At 73.6% G+C, this 13,448-nt stretch carries 15 protein-coding genes and 1 tRNA gene; 4 read left to right on the top strand and 12 right to left on the bottom strand.

Annotated elements, in window-relative coordinates; translation table 11 throughout:
- Positions 1 to 40: 40 nt before the first annotated feature.
- The 6 genes from ASD16_RS12350 to ASD16_RS12325 all read right to left on the bottom strand — a co-directional run bounded on the left by ASD16_RS12350 (position 41) and on the right by ASD16_RS12325 (position 4,410).
- Positions 41 to 688, bottom strand: coding sequence for an SIMPL domain-containing protein (locus tag ASD16_RS12350; protein ID WP_235523266.1), 648 nt, complete (start codon positions 686 to 688; stop codon positions 41 to 43).
- Positions 689 to 741: 53 nt separating this feature from the next.
- Positions 742 to 1,725, bottom strand: coding sequence for a ribose-phosphate diphosphokinase (locus ASD16_RS12345; RefSeq protein WP_055917442.1), 984 nt, complete (start codon positions 1,723 to 1,725; stop codon positions 742 to 744).
- Positions 1,722 to 3,335: a bifunctional UDP-N-acetylglucosamine diphosphorylase/glucosamine-1-phosphate N-acetyltransferase GlmU gene (gene glmU / locus ASD16_RS12340; RefSeq protein ID WP_055918378.1), complete on the bottom strand. Its 1,614-nt coding sequence runs from the start codon at positions 3,333 to 3,335 to the stop codon at positions 1,722 to 1,724. Before glmU ends, ASD16_RS12345 begins: the two co-directional genes overlap by 4 nt.
- Before the next feature lie 64 nt (positions 3,336 to 3,399).
- On the bottom strand, positions 3,400 to 3,675 hold the full coding sequence (locus ASD16_RS12335) for a hypothetical protein (RefSeq protein ID WP_055917439.1): 276 nt from the start codon (positions 3,673 to 3,675) through the stop codon (positions 3,400 to 3,402).
- Between the two features lie 66 nt (positions 3,676 to 3,741).
- On the bottom strand, positions 3,742 to 4,263 hold the full coding sequence (locus tag ASD16_RS12330; RefSeq protein ID WP_157453915.1) for a hypothetical protein: 522 nt from the start codon (positions 4,261 to 4,263) through the stop codon (positions 3,742 to 3,744).
- Between the two features lie 75 nt (positions 4,264 to 4,338).
- Positions 4,339 to 4,410: transfer RNA gene (locus ASD16_RS12325), tRNA-Gln, on the bottom strand.
- Positions 4,411 to 4,514: 104 nt separating this feature from the next.
- Here ASD16_RS12325 and ASD16_RS12320 point away from each other — a divergent pair.
- From ASD16_RS12320 to ASD16_RS12310, 3 genes are read left to right on the top strand one after another with little or no spacing between them, the layout of a single operon-like run.
- A complete protein-coding gene (locus ASD16_RS12320; protein WP_055918375.1) occupies positions 4,515 to 5,111 on the top strand; it encodes a TetR/AcrR family transcriptional regulator in 597 nt (198 codons plus the stop codon).
- 35 nt (positions 5,112 to 5,146) lie between these two features.
- Entirely contained in the window at positions 5,147 to 5,671 is a 525-nt protein-coding gene (locus tag ASD16_RS12315; RefSeq protein ID WP_055917434.1) for a MarR family winged helix-turn-helix transcriptional regulator, read from the top strand.
- A 4-nt stretch (positions 5,672 to 5,675) separates the two neighbouring features.
- The gene (locus tag ASD16_RS12310) at positions 5,676 to 6,860 is read left to right on the top strand and encodes a CynX/NimT family MFS transporter (RefSeq protein WP_055917431.1); all 1,185 of its coding nucleotides are present in this window, start codon (positions 5,676 to 5,678) and stop codon (positions 6,858 to 6,860) included.
- Here the strand turns inward: ASD16_RS12310 and ASD16_RS12305 are convergent.
- Positions 6,857 to 8,644: an ABC-F family ATP-binding cassette domain-containing protein gene (locus tag ASD16_RS12305; RefSeq protein ID WP_055917428.1), complete on the bottom strand. Its 1,788-nt coding sequence runs from the start codon at positions 8,642 to 8,644 to the stop codon at positions 6,857 to 6,859. The two genes, ASD16_RS12310 and ASD16_RS12305, sit on opposite strands and share 4 nt — an antisense overlap.
- An 87-nt stretch (positions 8,645 to 8,731) precedes the next feature.
- Between ASD16_RS12305 and ASD16_RS12300 the strand changes: the two genes are divergently transcribed.
- On the top strand, positions 8,732 to 9,916 hold the full coding sequence (locus ASD16_RS12300) for an LCP family protein (RefSeq protein WP_082570807.1): 1,185 nt from the start codon (positions 8,732 to 8,734) through the stop codon (positions 9,914 to 9,916).
- Positions 9,917 to 9,921: 5 nt separating this feature from the next.
- Here the strand turns inward: ASD16_RS12300 and ASD16_RS12295 are convergent, their stop codons facing one another.
- Genes ASD16_RS12295 through rsmA form a run of 5 tightly spaced genes read right to left on the bottom strand, consistent with a single transcriptional unit; the run spans position 9,922 to position 13,403 of the window.
- Entirely contained in the window at positions 9,922 to 10,623 is a 702-nt protein-coding gene (locus tag ASD16_RS12295; RefSeq protein WP_157453914.1) for a hypothetical protein, read from the bottom strand.
- 47 nt (positions 10,624 to 10,670) lie between these two features.
- Positions 10,671 to 11,141 (bottom strand): SRPBCC domain-containing protein, encoded by a 471-nt coding sequence (locus ASD16_RS12290; RefSeq protein ID WP_055917420.1) that lies wholly within the window; start codon positions 11,139 to 11,141, stop codon positions 10,671 to 10,673.
- Between the two features lie 2 nt (positions 11,142 to 11,143).
- Positions 11,144 to 11,473, bottom strand: a complete 330-nt coding sequence (locus tag ASD16_RS12285; RefSeq protein ID WP_055917417.1) for a helix-turn-helix transcriptional regulator — start codon at positions 11,471 to 11,473, stop codon at positions 11,144 to 11,146.
- A gap of 47 nt (positions 11,474 to 11,520) precedes the next feature.
- Positions 11,521 to 12,459 (bottom strand): 4-(cytidine 5'-diphospho)-2-C-methyl-D-erythritol kinase, encoded by a 939-nt coding sequence (locus tag ASD16_RS12280; protein ID WP_055917413.1) that lies wholly within the window; start codon positions 12,457 to 12,459, stop codon positions 11,521 to 11,523.
- Positions 12,456 to 13,403 carry a 16S rRNA (adenine(1518)-N(6)/adenine(1519)-N(6))-dimethyltransferase RsmA gene (gene rsmA, locus ASD16_RS12275; protein ID WP_055917410.1) on the bottom strand — a complete coding sequence of 316 codons (948 nt, stop codon included), beginning with the start codon at positions 13,401 to 13,403 and terminating at the stop codon, positions 12,456 to 12,458. The genes ASD16_RS12280 and rsmA overlap by 4 nt, the downstream gene beginning before the upstream one ends.
- Positions 13,404 to 13,448: the final 45 nt, after the last annotated feature.

Raw genomic sequence — 13,448 nt, 5'->3', positions numbered from 1 at the left:
TCGACCGTCCTTCGTCCCTCGCCGAGGCAACCTGGAGAGCCTACCCGAGCGACCGGCCGGAACCCAACCCGTCGCCGTCATCTGCACCGTCTCCCCACGCCCACCGCACGGTGACCTCGGCGGACACGGTCTGCTGGCCGGCCTCGACGGGCACGGACATGGCCTTCGCCACGCCCATCATGCGGCCCATCCGCAGCGGTGCGGCGTCGGCGCCACCCTCGGTCACCCACTGGACCTCGCCCAGGCGTCGACCCGCCAGCGTGGCCCACTGCGTCGCGCGCGCGACGGCGTCCGCCCACGCGGCCTCCCGTGCGCGTGCGCGCGGCTCGGTGGGGTCGCTGATCTCTAGCCGGATACCGTCCATCCGGGCGGGTTCGCCGCCGGCTGCCACGGCCGCACCGACCACGTCCCCGGCCACCGCGACGTCGCGCAACGTGACCTGCAGGCCGAGCCGGGCCACGACGCGCGACGAGCCGGTCGCGGAGCTGTCGGTCCAGATGCTCGACTGCGTGGTCCGCATCGCGACGTCGTCGACCCCGGCATCGCGCAGGACCACGCGCATCCGGTCGAGGCACAGCCCGGCTTCGGCCAGTGCACGCTCGGCGTCCGCACCCCGTGCCTCGGCGCCGAGGTCCGCGATCGCCGTGTCCGGCACGGCCTCGGCCTCACCGGCCCCCGTGACGGTCACCCCGCCACGAGGTGCGCGCCGGCGCGTGTCCTCGTCGCGACCGTCCATGAGGCTCAGGCCTGGCCGTCGAAGAGCGACGTCACCGAGCCGTCGTCGAACACCTCGCGGATCGCCCGGGCGATGAGCGGCGCGATGGACAGCACGGTCAGCTGCGGGAAGCGGCGGTCCTCGGCGATGGGCAGCGTGTCCGTGATGACGACCTCGCGGGCGCCGCAGTTCTGCAGACGGTCCACCGCGGGATCGGACAGGACGCCGTGCGTCGCGGCGACGATGACGTCCTTGGCCCCGGCCTCCATGAGGACGCGCACCGCGCCGGCGATGGTGCCGGCGGTGTCGATGAGGTCGTCGACGAGCACGCAGCTGCGTCCCTCGACGTCACCGACGACCCGGTTGGCGACCGTCTTGTTGGGGCTGCGGATGTCGCGCGTCTTGTGCACGAACGCCAGCGGGCCGCCGCCCAGCTTGGCGGCCCACTGCTCGGCGACGCGGATGCGGCCGGCGTCCGGCGAGACCACCGTGACGTTGGAGGTGTCGACGCGGCTGCGCACGTACTCCGTGAGGATCGGCATGGCCCACAGGTGGTCGACCGGCCCGTCGAAGAAGCCCTGGATCTGTGCGGCGTGCAGGTCGACGCTCATGAGGCGGTCGGCGCCGGCCGTCTTGAACAGGTCGGCCATGAGGCGCGCGGAGATCGGCTCGCGCCCGCGGTGCTTCTTGTCCTGCCGGGCGTACCCGTAGAACGGCGCGACGACCGTGATCGTCTTGGCGGAGGCCCGCTTGAGGGCGTCGACCATGAGCAGCTGCTCCATGATCCACGTGTTGATCGGCGACGAGTGCGACTGCAGCACGAAGGTGTCGGCGCCACGCACGGACTCCCCGAACCGGGTGTAGATCTCCCCGTTGGCGAACTCGTAGGTGGTGGTCGGCAGCAGGTCGATGCCCAGGTGGGTGGCGACGCTGGTCGCCAGGTCGGGGTGCGCGCGACCCGTCAGGAGCACGAGACGCTTCTCGCCGTCCGAGGAGATGATCCCGGTCATCGTGCGGAGTCCTTCGGGTTCGAGCCGGAGGAGTCCGGCAGTGCAGGCGGCGGGGTCGGGGGTGCGTCGGCGGATGCTGCGGCGGCACGGTCGCGCTCGGCGCGGGCCTGCGGGGAGAGCTCGTCGGCGGCGGACGGGCGGACGACTGCCTTCGCCGCGGCCGTCCCGGCGCGCGCCCGCGCGACCCAGCCCTCGATGTTGCGCTGTGCCCCGGCGCTCACACCGAGCGCACCCGAGGGCACGTCCCGACGGATCACGCTGCCGGCGCCGGTGTATGCACCGTCGCCGACGCTCACAGGGGCGACGAACATGTTGTCGGCCCCCGTGCGGGCGTACGAGCCGATGGTGGTGTGGTGCTTGTTCACGCCGTCGTAGTTGACGGTCACCGACGCGGCGCCGATGTTCGTGTGCTCGCCGATGGTCGCGTCGCCCACGTAGGACAGGTGCGGGATCTTCGAGCCGGTGCCGATCTGCGCGTTCTTCGTCTCCACGAACGTGCCGATCTTGCCCTTCTCGCCGAGCACCGTGCCGGGGCGCAGGTACGCGAACGGCCCCACGCTCGCATCGGCTCCGACGACCGCGAGCGTGCCGTGCGTGCGCACGACGCTGGCCCGCGGGCCCACCTCGACGTCGGTCAGCGTGGTGTCCGGGCCGACGGTCGCGCCCTCGCGGACCACCGTCGCGCCGTGCAGCTGCGTGCCGGGCAGGATCGTGACGTCCCGCTCCAGCTCCACGTCCACGTCCACCCAGGTGGTGGCCGGGTCGACGACCGTGACGCCCTCGCGCATCCAGGTCTCGAGGATGCGGCGGTTCATCTCGGCCCGCAGCACCGACAGCTGGACGCGGTCGTTGACGCCCTCGACGAGCACCGGGTCGTCCGTCTGCAGCGCACGGACGTGGCCGCCGTCGGTGCGAGCGATCGCCAGCACGTCGGTCAGGTACACCTCGCCCTGGGCGTTGTTGCGGCCGAGCCGCCCGAGCGCGCCGCGCAGGACGTCGGCGTCGAAGACGTAGATGGAGGAGTTGATCTCGGTGATCGCGCGCTGCGCGTCGTCCGCGTCCTTCTCCTCGACGATGCCGAGCACGTCCCCCGTGCCGGGCTCGCGCAGGATCCGGCCGTACCCGGTGGGCTCCGCGACCTGCGTGGTCAGCACCGTGACGGCGTTGCCGTCCGCGTGGTGCGCCGCGAGCAGCTCCTCCAGCGTGCCGGCGTCCAGCAGCGGGACGTCGCCCGCGATGACCACGACGGCCCCGGAGACCTGCGCGTGCGTGGCCGAGCCGATCGTGGAGTCGTGCGCGGCGTCGGCCTGCGCGGCGGCGTCGAGCGACATCATCGCGACCTGGACCGCGCGGCCCGTGCCGGGGATCTCGTCCTGGTCGGCGAGGAGCGCCTGCGGGTCGATGTCGCCGACGTGCGCGGCGACCTGCTCGCGCTCGTGCCGGACGACGACCAGGACGCGGCCGGGCTCGAGCTCGCGTGCCGTGGCCAGCGCGTGGCCGAGCATGCTGCGCCCGGCCAGGGTGTGCAGGACCTTGGGGGTTGCCGAGCGCATCCGGGTTCCTTCACCTGCGGCGAGGACGACGACGGCGGCCGGGCGGGGGAACGTCACCTGCGGGTGCTCCTCGCGGATCTGCCCGGGTCTCGGGCGGCGGATCTCGTGCGCAGGGTGCACTCTACCCGCGCACGGAGGTCGCCTCCGCCGGGCCGGGGTCGTCGGGCGCCTCCTCGGGAGCCGGAGTGAACTGCCGCGGCGCGGGTGGAGGCACCCGTCTCTGCCGCGCGATCCACACGCCGGTCGCCACGGCTCCGAGGGCGGCCACGACGATCACGGCGACCCGGACGCCGACCTCGGGTGCACCCACGGCGAGGTCCACCACCTGGGACACGACGGCGAACACCAGGAGGCCCAGCAGGACGTATGCAGCACGCAGGTCGCGCGTCGTCGCCATGCCTCGCACCGTACCTCCTGGACGGCGGGGCGCCCATCAGGACGACGCGCAGGCTTCGCGCGGCCGTCAGGAGTACAGGCCGTCCACGTAATCGCACGCGTGCTTCGCGAAGTCCGCCTCGCTCTCGACGACGACGACATCGCCCTCCCGACGCCGCACGTCCCCAGGCCGGAGGGCGGCGAGGTCGTCGGCGGTGAACTGCACGCTCTCGGCGCCGACGTTGCTGAACCTGCTCGACGACCACGCATGGAGGCTGTAGCTCGTGCCGGGCAGGAGGTCAGGCAGGGCCGTCCGGACCGTCCACCCGTCGCCCGGGTCCTGCAGGTCGAGGACCGCGGAGTCCGAGACGGGCGTGGTCGCGGTCCACTCCCCGCCCCGCTCGCCGTCGACGTCCGGGGAGTAGAGCAACACCGAGTCGAGGTGCTGGTCGCACACCTGCAGGTACGCCACGGGAGAGCCGTCGCCGTCCGCGCCGACGCCGAGCACCCCGACCGTCAGGGGGCTGCACGCCGTCGACGTCAGCGCCAGCAGGACGACCACGCCCGCGGCGGCCGTCGTCCGGCGCACCCTGCTCGCTCGTGCCGTCACCCTTGCAACGTATCCGCGCATCGGGGCGGGCGGGCGTCGACGGTGTCACGGAAGGGCCTCGATCACGACGCACGGCTCCGCCCCCAGGATTCGAACCTGGACTGCACGGCTCCAAAGGCCGGCGTGCTGCCGTTACACCAGGGCGGACCGACGCCTCACGCGTCGAGGGCGCCAAGTCTGCCAGCCACGACACCCCCTCACGGCATGATGGGCGCGTGGCCAACGACAGCAAGCGTGCGACCCGCTCCCGCATGACGGGGACGCAGCGCCGCGCCCAGCTGGTCGACGTGGCACGGCGGCTGTTCGCGGAGAAGGGTTTCGACGGCACCAGCATCGAGGAGATCGCCGCGCGCGCCGAGGTGTCCAAGCCGGTCGTGTACGAGCACTTCGGCGGCAAGGAGGGCATCTACGCCGTCGTCGTCGACCGCGAGATCCAGTCGCTGACCGGCGCGCTGAGCGGTGCGCTGGAGGTCGGGGGGCACCCGAAGGCGCTGGTCGAGCGGACGACTCTGGCGCTGCTCGGGTACATCGAGACCAACGAGGACGGGTTCCGGATCCTGGTGCGGGACTCTCCCGTGGCGCAGGCGACTGGCACGTTCTCCAGCCTGATCGGGGACGTCGCCACGCAGGTCGAGCACATGCTCGCGGACCAGTTCAAGAAGCAGGGCCAGGACCCGAAGATGGCGCCGATCTACGCGCAGATGCTGGTCGGCATGGTCGCGCTCACCGGGCAGTGGTGGCTCGACGCGCGCAGCCCCAGCAAGAACGTCGTCGCGGCGCACCTGGTGAACCTCGCGTGGAACGGTCTGTCGGCGCTCGAGCGCAGGCCGACGCTCACCCGCACCTGAGAGGGATCTCTCTCGACGTCGAGTAATCTCGGGTCATGGTGGCACGCACCCCTCCGGACGCCCCGGGGGCCCGCGACGAGGTCGATCGGATCGTCCTCGCCTGGGAACGCGAGCGCCCCGACCTGGACGTCCGCCCCCTGACGGTCCTCTCGCGCGTCAGCCGGCTCGCCCGGCACCTCGACCTCGCGCGCCGCTCGGCGTTCGCGCGGCACGACCTCGAGACGTGGGAGTTCGACGTGCTGTCCGCGCTGCGGCGCGCGGGGGCGCCGTACCGGCTGTCCCCGGGGGCGCTCCTCACCCAGACGCTGGTCACCAGCGGCACGATGACCAACCGGATCGACCGCCTCGCGGAGCACGGGCTGGTCGAGCGGCAGCCGGCGCCCGACGACCGTCGCGGCGTGCTCGTGCAGCTCACGCCCGCGGGCCTGGACCGGGTGGACGCCGCGTTCGCGGACCTGCTCGACGTCGAGCGGGGCCTGCTGGGCGACCTCGACGAGGCGGACCGCGACCGGCTGGCCGACCTGCTGCGCGAGGTGACCGCGCCGTTCGACGCGTCGTGAGGGTATGACGGCTGCCCGGTCGGCAGCGCGGGGGCTGCTGCTGGCGGCAGTGCTGCTGTACGCGCTCAATCTGCGCGCCCCGATCACTGCGCTGGCGCCGGTGGTCGACGACGTCCGGGCCGACCTCGGACTGAGCGCCGCGACCGTCGGCCTGCTCACGGGGATCCCGGTGCTCTGCTTCGCGCTGGCCACCCCGCTCATGGCCGTGCTGCTCGGGCGCCTGGGCACCGGGCGGGTGGTCGCGGCGTCGCTGGTGACGGTCCTGGCCGGCACGCTGCTGCGGTCCGCCGACGGGTTCGGCACCGCGCTCGTCGGCACGGTCCTGATCGGGGTCGCGATCACCGCGGGCAACGTCGCCGTGCCGGTGGTGATCGGGCGGGACTTCCCCGGCCACGTGCCACGGGTGACCGGCCTGTACACGGCCGCGCTCAACGGGGGCAGCGTCCTGACCACGACGCTGACCGCTCCGCTGGCGGACGTCGTGGGCTGGCGCTGGGCGCTGGCGTCGTGGGGGCTGCTCGCCGTCGTCGCGCTGGTCGTGTGGCAGCGGGCGTACCCGTTCTCGCGTGCCGAGCCGGTGGCGCTGCCCACGAGCGCGAACGCCCCGAACGTCTGGCGGCGGCCCGTGACCTGGTTCCTCGCCGTCGCGTTCGCCGGGCAGGCGTTCGGGTACTACGCGGTGAGTGCCTGGCTGCCGTCGGTCCTGCACGACACGCTCGGGCTCGAACGGGCCGCGTCGGGCGGCGCGGCAGCGCTGTTCCAGCTGTTCGGCATGGTCGGCGGCATCGCGGTACCGGTCGCCCTCGGTCGGCGCGCGCCGGTCGCCGCCGTGGCCGCGGCGATCGCGGTCGGCTGGGCCGTGCTCCCCCTCGGACTGCTGCTCGCGCCGGGCTGGTGGCCGGTGTGGTGCACGTTCGCCGGCGTCGCGCAGGGCGGCAACTTCGCGGTGATCTTCACGGTGATCGCCTCCAGCGCCGGGTCGCAGGCCGCCGCGCGTCGCATGTCCGCCACCGTGCAGAGCCTGGGCTACGGGTGTGCCGCCCTCGGTCCGAGCGTGCTCGGTGCCGTGCACGCGTCCAGCGGCGGGTGGACCGCACCGCTCCTCGTCGTGCTCGGCGCCGTGGTGACCATGGGGGTCTCGACGGGGCTCGGCCTGCGGAGCATGCGCCGGGAGCCTGAGGCTTCCTAGCCCACGATCTCCGCGGCCTCCAGCCAGGCGGCCTCGAGCTCGTCCTTCTCCGTGGCCAGCGCGCGCAGCTCCGCGTCCAGCGCGATCACGGCCTGGTGGTCCGTCGCCTGGTCGGACATCCGCTGGTGCAGGGTCGCCTCCTGGTCGGCGATCCGGGACAGCCGGCGTTCGATCCGGGCGATCTCCTTGCGGGCCGTGCGCAGGTCCGCGGTGGAGACCGCGGCCGGGGCCACCTCGGCCGCCGGGCGGGCGTCCAGCGGGGACGCGGCGGTCGCCGTCGCGGTGCGGCGCAGGTCCAGGTACTGCTCGACGCCGCCGGGCAGCTGGCGCAGCAGGCCGTCGCCCAGCAGGGCCATCTGCGTGTCGCACACCCGCTCGAGCAGGTACCGGTCGTGCGAGACGACGATCAGGGTGCCCGGCCAGCCGTCGAGCAGGTCCTCCAGGGCGGCCAGCGTGTCGGTGTCGAGGTCGTTGGTGGGCTCGTCGAGCAGCAGCACGTTGGGTTCGCCGACGAGGAGCCGCAGCAGCTGCAACCGACGGCGTTCGCCACCGGAGAGGTCCCGCACCGGCGTCCGCGAGCGCTCCCGGTCGAACCCGAGCCGCTCGACCAGCTGCGCGGCGGTGAGCTCCTTGCCGCCCACGACGACCGAGCGCTTCTCGCTCTCGATCACCTCGATCACCCGCAGCCCGGCCAGCTCGTCGAGCTCCTCGACGTCCTGGGTCAGCTCCGCCACCTGCACGGTCTTGCCGCGCTTGACCCGGCCGGTGGTCGGCTGCTGCCGCCCCGACAGGAGCCGCAGCAGCGAGGTCTTGCCGGCGCCGTTGACGCCGACCAGGCCCACCCGGTCGCCGGGGCCGAGCCGCCAGGTGACGTCGTGCAGGAGGACCCGGTCGCCGTAGACCACCGACGCGTCCTCGATGTCGAGCACGTCCTTGCCGAGGCGCGCGGTCGCCATCCGGGTCAGGCTGAGCTGGTCGCGCGGCGGCGGCTCGTTCTCGATGAGGGCGTTGGCCGCATCGATGCGGAACTTCGGCTTGCTGGTCCGCGCCGGTGCGCCGCGGCGCAGCCACGCGAGCTCCTTGCGCAGCAGGTTCTGGCGCTTCTCCTCGGTGGTCGACGCCGTACGGGCCCGCTCGGCGCGCGCCAGCACGTACGCGGCGTACCCGCCCTCGTACTGGTCGACGGTGCCGTCGTGAACCTCCCACGTGCGCGTGCAGACCGCGTCGAGGAACCAGCGGTCGTGCGTGACGACCACGAGCGCACCGTTGGAGCCGCGGTACCGGTCGACCAGGTGCGCGGCGAGCCACGCCACGCCCTCGACGTCGAGGTGGTTGGTGGGCTCGTCGAGGACGAGGACCTCGTCGTCGCGCACGAGCAGCGCCGCCAGGGCGACCCGTCGGCGCTGGCCACCGGACAGGGTGGCGACGTCCGCGTCGAGGGACACGTCCCCGAGCAGCCCGGCGTGCACCGACCGGATGCGGGAGTCGGTCGCCCACTCGTGCTCGTCGGCGGACCCGTGCACCACGTCGAGGACGGTGCTGCCGGCCAGCAGGTCGTCGCGCTGGTCCAGCACCGCGATCCGCACGCCACCGGCTCGGGTGACGCGGCCGTCGTCGGGCTCCTGCAGACCGGACAGCACGCGCAGCAGCGTGGACTTGCCGGCGCCGTTGGGGCCGACGACGCCGATGCGCTGGCCGTCGTCGAGCCCGAGGGAGACCTCGTCGAGGAGGGTGCGCGTACCCAGCGCGAGCGTGACGCGATCCGCGCCGAGAAGGTGTGCCATGTCCTGTGAAGGCTACCCGCACACCCGCACAAGGCCTCCACGCCGACCACCGGCAACGGCACTGACCTGCGCACTAGCGTCCGAAGGATGAGCCAGCACGCGCGCACAGTGCCACCTCGCCGAGCCGCCCGGGCGATCGGCCTGGCGACCGTGGGCGTCCTCGTCTTCACCGTCGCGGCCGCGGCCGCCGTTTACCGGGAGCTCCAGGGGAACGTCGAGGAGGTCGACCTGGCCGGCCTCGTCGGCGACGAGAGCGCACGGCCGCAGGTGTCGGAGCCACCCCCCGGGGACGCGCGGGCGGGCTCGCCGGTGAACCTGCTGATCATCGGGTCCGACGACCGCAGTGACGAGAACGCCACGATCGGCGGCGAGAACGAGGGCATGAACTCGGACACGACGATCGTCGCCCACGTGGCGGCCGACCGGTCCCGGGTCGAGCTGGTGTCGATCCCCCGCGACCTGATGGCCGACCGGCCGTCCTGCACGATGACGGACGGCAGCACGACGCCCGCGCGCGAGAGCCGGCAGTTCAACGAGGCGTTCGCGCTCGGGTGGCGGGAGGGCCAGGACATCGAGTCGGCGTCCGGGTGCACGTGGAAGACGGTCGAGCAGCTCACCGGGGTGCGGCTGGACGGCCTGGTGCTCGTGGACTTCGTGGGGCTGCGGGACATGGTCGACGCGATCGGCGGGGTGCCCATCTGCCTGCCGACCGACCTCAGCGACGCGGACACCGGACTCGACGTCCCCGCCGGTCCGCAGGTGTTCGACGGCACGACCGCCGTGCAGTTCGCGCGGGCCCGGCACGACATCGGCGACGGGTCGGACACCGGTCGGATCACCCGCCAGCACGACCTCATGGCCGCGATGACCCGCTCGGTGCTCAGCCAGGAGGTGCTCACGAGCCCCACGTCGCTCCTGCGGTTCGCGCAGGCGGCGACGAGCTCCCTGACCGCCAGCGAGGGGTTCCGCGACCTCACCGACCTGACAGGGTTCGGCCTGTCGCTGCGCACCCTGCGGGCGGAGCGGATCGTGTTCGCGTCGATGCCGACCGAGCCGGACCCGCGAGACACCAACCGGAGGGTCGCGACCGCTGCCGCGGCCGAGCTGTGGGCGCGGATCGCCGCCGACCAGCCCGTCGGGGAGGCGCAGGCGACCGAGGTCACGCCCACGGCTCCACCCGTGGGGACGCCGACCCCGCCGCCGGTCGTCGAGACGCCCTGGTCACCGCCGGGTGGCGTGCTGACCTCGGCGGACGACTCGTCGACCTGCTGAGCTCCTCAGCAGCCCGCGGAGTCGTACCTGCACAGGAGCTCCCACGCCGCCTGCGCGTTCGCCGTGACGGCCTCACGTGCGGTGCCGACCGTGCCCTCGCCGCCGTGGACCGCGACGAGGGTGACCGCGTTCCCGCGCCGTGTGACCGCCAGGTGGGTGCCCATCGCGTCGTCCAGCGGGCCCTCGCCGCCGTAGTAGCGGGTGGCGACGCCGATCCCCTGCGCCCCGACGGCCAGCGGCTCGACGACGTAGGTCGTGGAGCCGCCGGCGACGGACGGGGGGCACGCGGTCAGTGCGGCGGCCAGGCGGTCGGCCTCGGCCACCGCGGCGTCGGCGTCGGCGAGCACGACGACCTGGTGCACACCGAACCTCGTCTCGAACTCGCCGGAGCCCTGCCTGACGGTGCGCATCGCGACGCCGCCGGCCGGGCTCCCGGCGGCGCACGTCTCCTCGACGATCCAGGCGACCACGCCCTCCGACTCCTCCAGCGAGCCGTCCGGGCCGATGGAGTCCCAGGCGTTCTGGGGCAGCATGACCTCGGCCGGGAGGTCCGTGGGCGCCGTCCACGTCGGTGTCGGTGTCGGTGTGGGCGCCGCGTCGGTGGTCACCGTCGGGCTCGCCTCCTGCGCCGCCGGCTCGGCGGACCCGCACCCCACGAGGGTGAGCGCACACACGACCGTGATCAGGGACGATGTCGTGGCGCGCATGGCGGCACCCTGCCGCGGGTGGCCGATGCGGCGCAAGCCGACGCGCGTCAGCCGGCCAGGTACGCCGCCAGCACGTCGAAGATGCCCTGGAAGCCGGACTCGCGCTGGCTGCCGTCCTCCTTGCCGTCGAGGAACACGCTCTGCTCGGTGTAGGTGACGCGCGTGCCGCCGTCGACCGCCTCGAACTCGGTCGAGTTGAGCGACGTCGACAGGTGCTCGCCGTCGACCCACATGTCGTAGGTGGCGACGATGCGCGAACGCTCGACGATGTCCGTGTACGTGGCGACGTAGCGGCTCGTGGGGCCGCCGTGCCACTGGCCGTCCTGGACGGCCTGCCCGCCCACCCGGAAGTCCTCGTGCGCCTCGGTCTCGGTGAAGCTCTCCTCCGACCCGAACCACTGTGCGTGCTGTTCCGGCACGGCGAACGCGTCCCAGACGCGGTCGAGGGGGGCGTCGAAGGTGCGCTCGACGACGAAGGTCGCGTGGGTGACGGTGCTCGTGGTGGTCTCGGTGGGCATGGTCAGGGTCCTTTCGTGGAGGCGAGGTACGTGCCGAGCCGGTCCATCCGGCGCTCGGCGGGCAGCTTCTGCCGGCCCATCCACTCCCCCGCGCCGGTGAGGGCATCGGTGGCGAGCTGGACCGTGCGGACGCGGCCGATCTTGTGCGAGGTGACGATGCCCGCGTCCTCGAGCACGGCCAGGTGCTGATGGACCGCCGGCAGGGACATCGCGAACGGTTCGGCGAGCTGGCTGACCGACACCGGACCGCGCGTGAGTCGTTCCACCATCGCCCGTCGGGTCGCGTCGGACAGGGCCTTGAAGACCTTGTCCAGCTCGCCATTGTTAAGCATGTTCTTAAGTATTACTGGTCGCGACGAGATGTCAAGGCCGAGGGGTGTCAGTCCGTGGAGCTGACCACGCGGGCACCGGCCACCGGGCCGGCGGCCGTCAGGACGCGGTCGGCCACGCCGGACGCCGTGAACGCCGCCGCGAGCACGAGCGCGTGCTGGCGGCTGCGGCCCAGGGCGGCGACCGTGGGACCCGACCCGGACACGACGACGCCGAGCGCCCCCGCGTCCTGCGCCACCGCGAGCGGCTCCGCGAGCCCGGGATCGAGCTCGAGCGCCGCCATCTGCAGGTCGTTGTGCAGCGCGGCACCGAGCGCCCGCGGGTCCCCCGCGCGCAGCGCCTGCATCAGGGGGACGTCGTCGTCCTGGTCGGGCACCAGCGCGGTGCCGTGCAGGTCGTCGAACGCGACGTAGACGTCGGCGGTGGACAGCCCCCGGTCCTGCACGGCGAACGCCCAGTGGAACTCGCCCCGGCTCAGCGCCGGCGTCAGCAGGTGACCGCGCCCGGAGCCGACGGCGGTGTGCCCGGCCAGCGAGAAGGGCACGTCCGACCCCAGCTCGGCGGCCAGCTCCAGCAGGTCGTCCCGGCTCAGCCCGGTGCGCCACAGCGCGTCGCAGGCCACCAGCGTCGCCGCAGCGTCCGCCGAGCCACCCGCCATGCCGCCCGCGACGGGCACGCCCTTGTGGAGGTGCAGGTGGACGCCGTCGTCGATCCCCGCCCGGTCCGCCAGCAGCGCCGCCGCGCGCAGGGCGAGGTTCGACCCGTCCGTCGGCACCAGCTCGGCCTGCGGTCCGCTCACGGTCAGCGTGCGCTGCTCCGAGGGGGTCGCGACGACCTCCTCGAACACCGACACCGCCTGGAACACGGTCGAGACCGCGTGGTAGCCGTCGTCCTCACGCGGCCCGACCCGCAGCGACAGGTTGATCTTGCCGGGCGCGCGGACCCTGACCTCGTGCTCGGGCAGCGGGGCCACGGGGGTCAGCGTCACGGCTCCACAATGCCAGGTCGGCCGCTGGTAGGCCCGAGGTGCCTGAGCTGTTCGGCGATGCGCGCGAACCCCGCGATGTCGACGCGCTCGCCCCTGGCCTGCGGGTCGACGCCGGCCGCCTCCAGGGCCGCCACGGCCAGGTCCGAGGATCCGGCCAGCGCGGACAGGGCCGAGCGGAGCATCTTGCGGCGCTGCGCGAAGGCGGCGTCGACGACGGCGAACACGGCCTCCCGGGACGCGTCGGTGGCCGGGGCCGCACGCCGGTCGAAGCGGACCAGCGCCGAGTCGACGTTGGGCGCGGGCCAGAAGACCGAGCGGCCGACCGTCGCGGTCCGGCGGGCCGACGCGTACCAGGCGGCCTTCGCGGACGGCACCCCGTACGTGCGGCTGCCGGGAGGGGCGGCCAGGCGGTCGGCCACCTCGGCCTGCACCATGACGAGCACGCGCTCGAGGCTGTCGAACCGCTCGAGGAACGTCAGCAGGACCGGCACCGACACGTTGTACGGCAGGTTGGCGACGAGCGCCACGGGCGGTGGGCCGGGCAGCGCGCGCACGTCCAGCGCGTCGGCCAGCACGATCGTCAGGCGGTCGCGGCCGGCGTCGTCGCGCAGGACCACCGGCTCGTCGTCGGCGCCTGCGACGACCGTCAGGCCGGGCACGTGCCGCGCGACCGTGGTCGGCAGCAGCCGCGCGAGCGTCGGGTCGATCTCGACGGCCACCACGTCGGCGGCCGCCTCCAGGAGCCCGAGGGTCAGCGACCCGAGCCCCGGTCCGACCTCGACGACGCGGTCGCCCGGCTCGACGTCGGCCTGCCGCACGATCTTGCGCACCGTACCGCCGTCGAGCACGAAGTTCTGCCCGAGCTGCTTGGTCGGGCGCACCCCCGCGCGCTCCGCGAGCTCACGGATCTCCGCAGGCCCGAGCAGCGTGGTGATGGTCGACATGCGCACGAGCCTAGGCGAGCACGACGAGACCCCCGCCCAGGAGGC

It is taken from the genome of Cellulomonas sp. Root485 (genome assembly GCF_001426705.1).
Lineage (GTDB): Bacteria > Actinomycetota > Actinomycetes > Actinomycetales > Cellulomonadaceae > Cellulomonas.
Note: the sequence above shows the minus strand (reverse complement) of the source record. Positions and strands in the feature narration are given on the sequence as shown.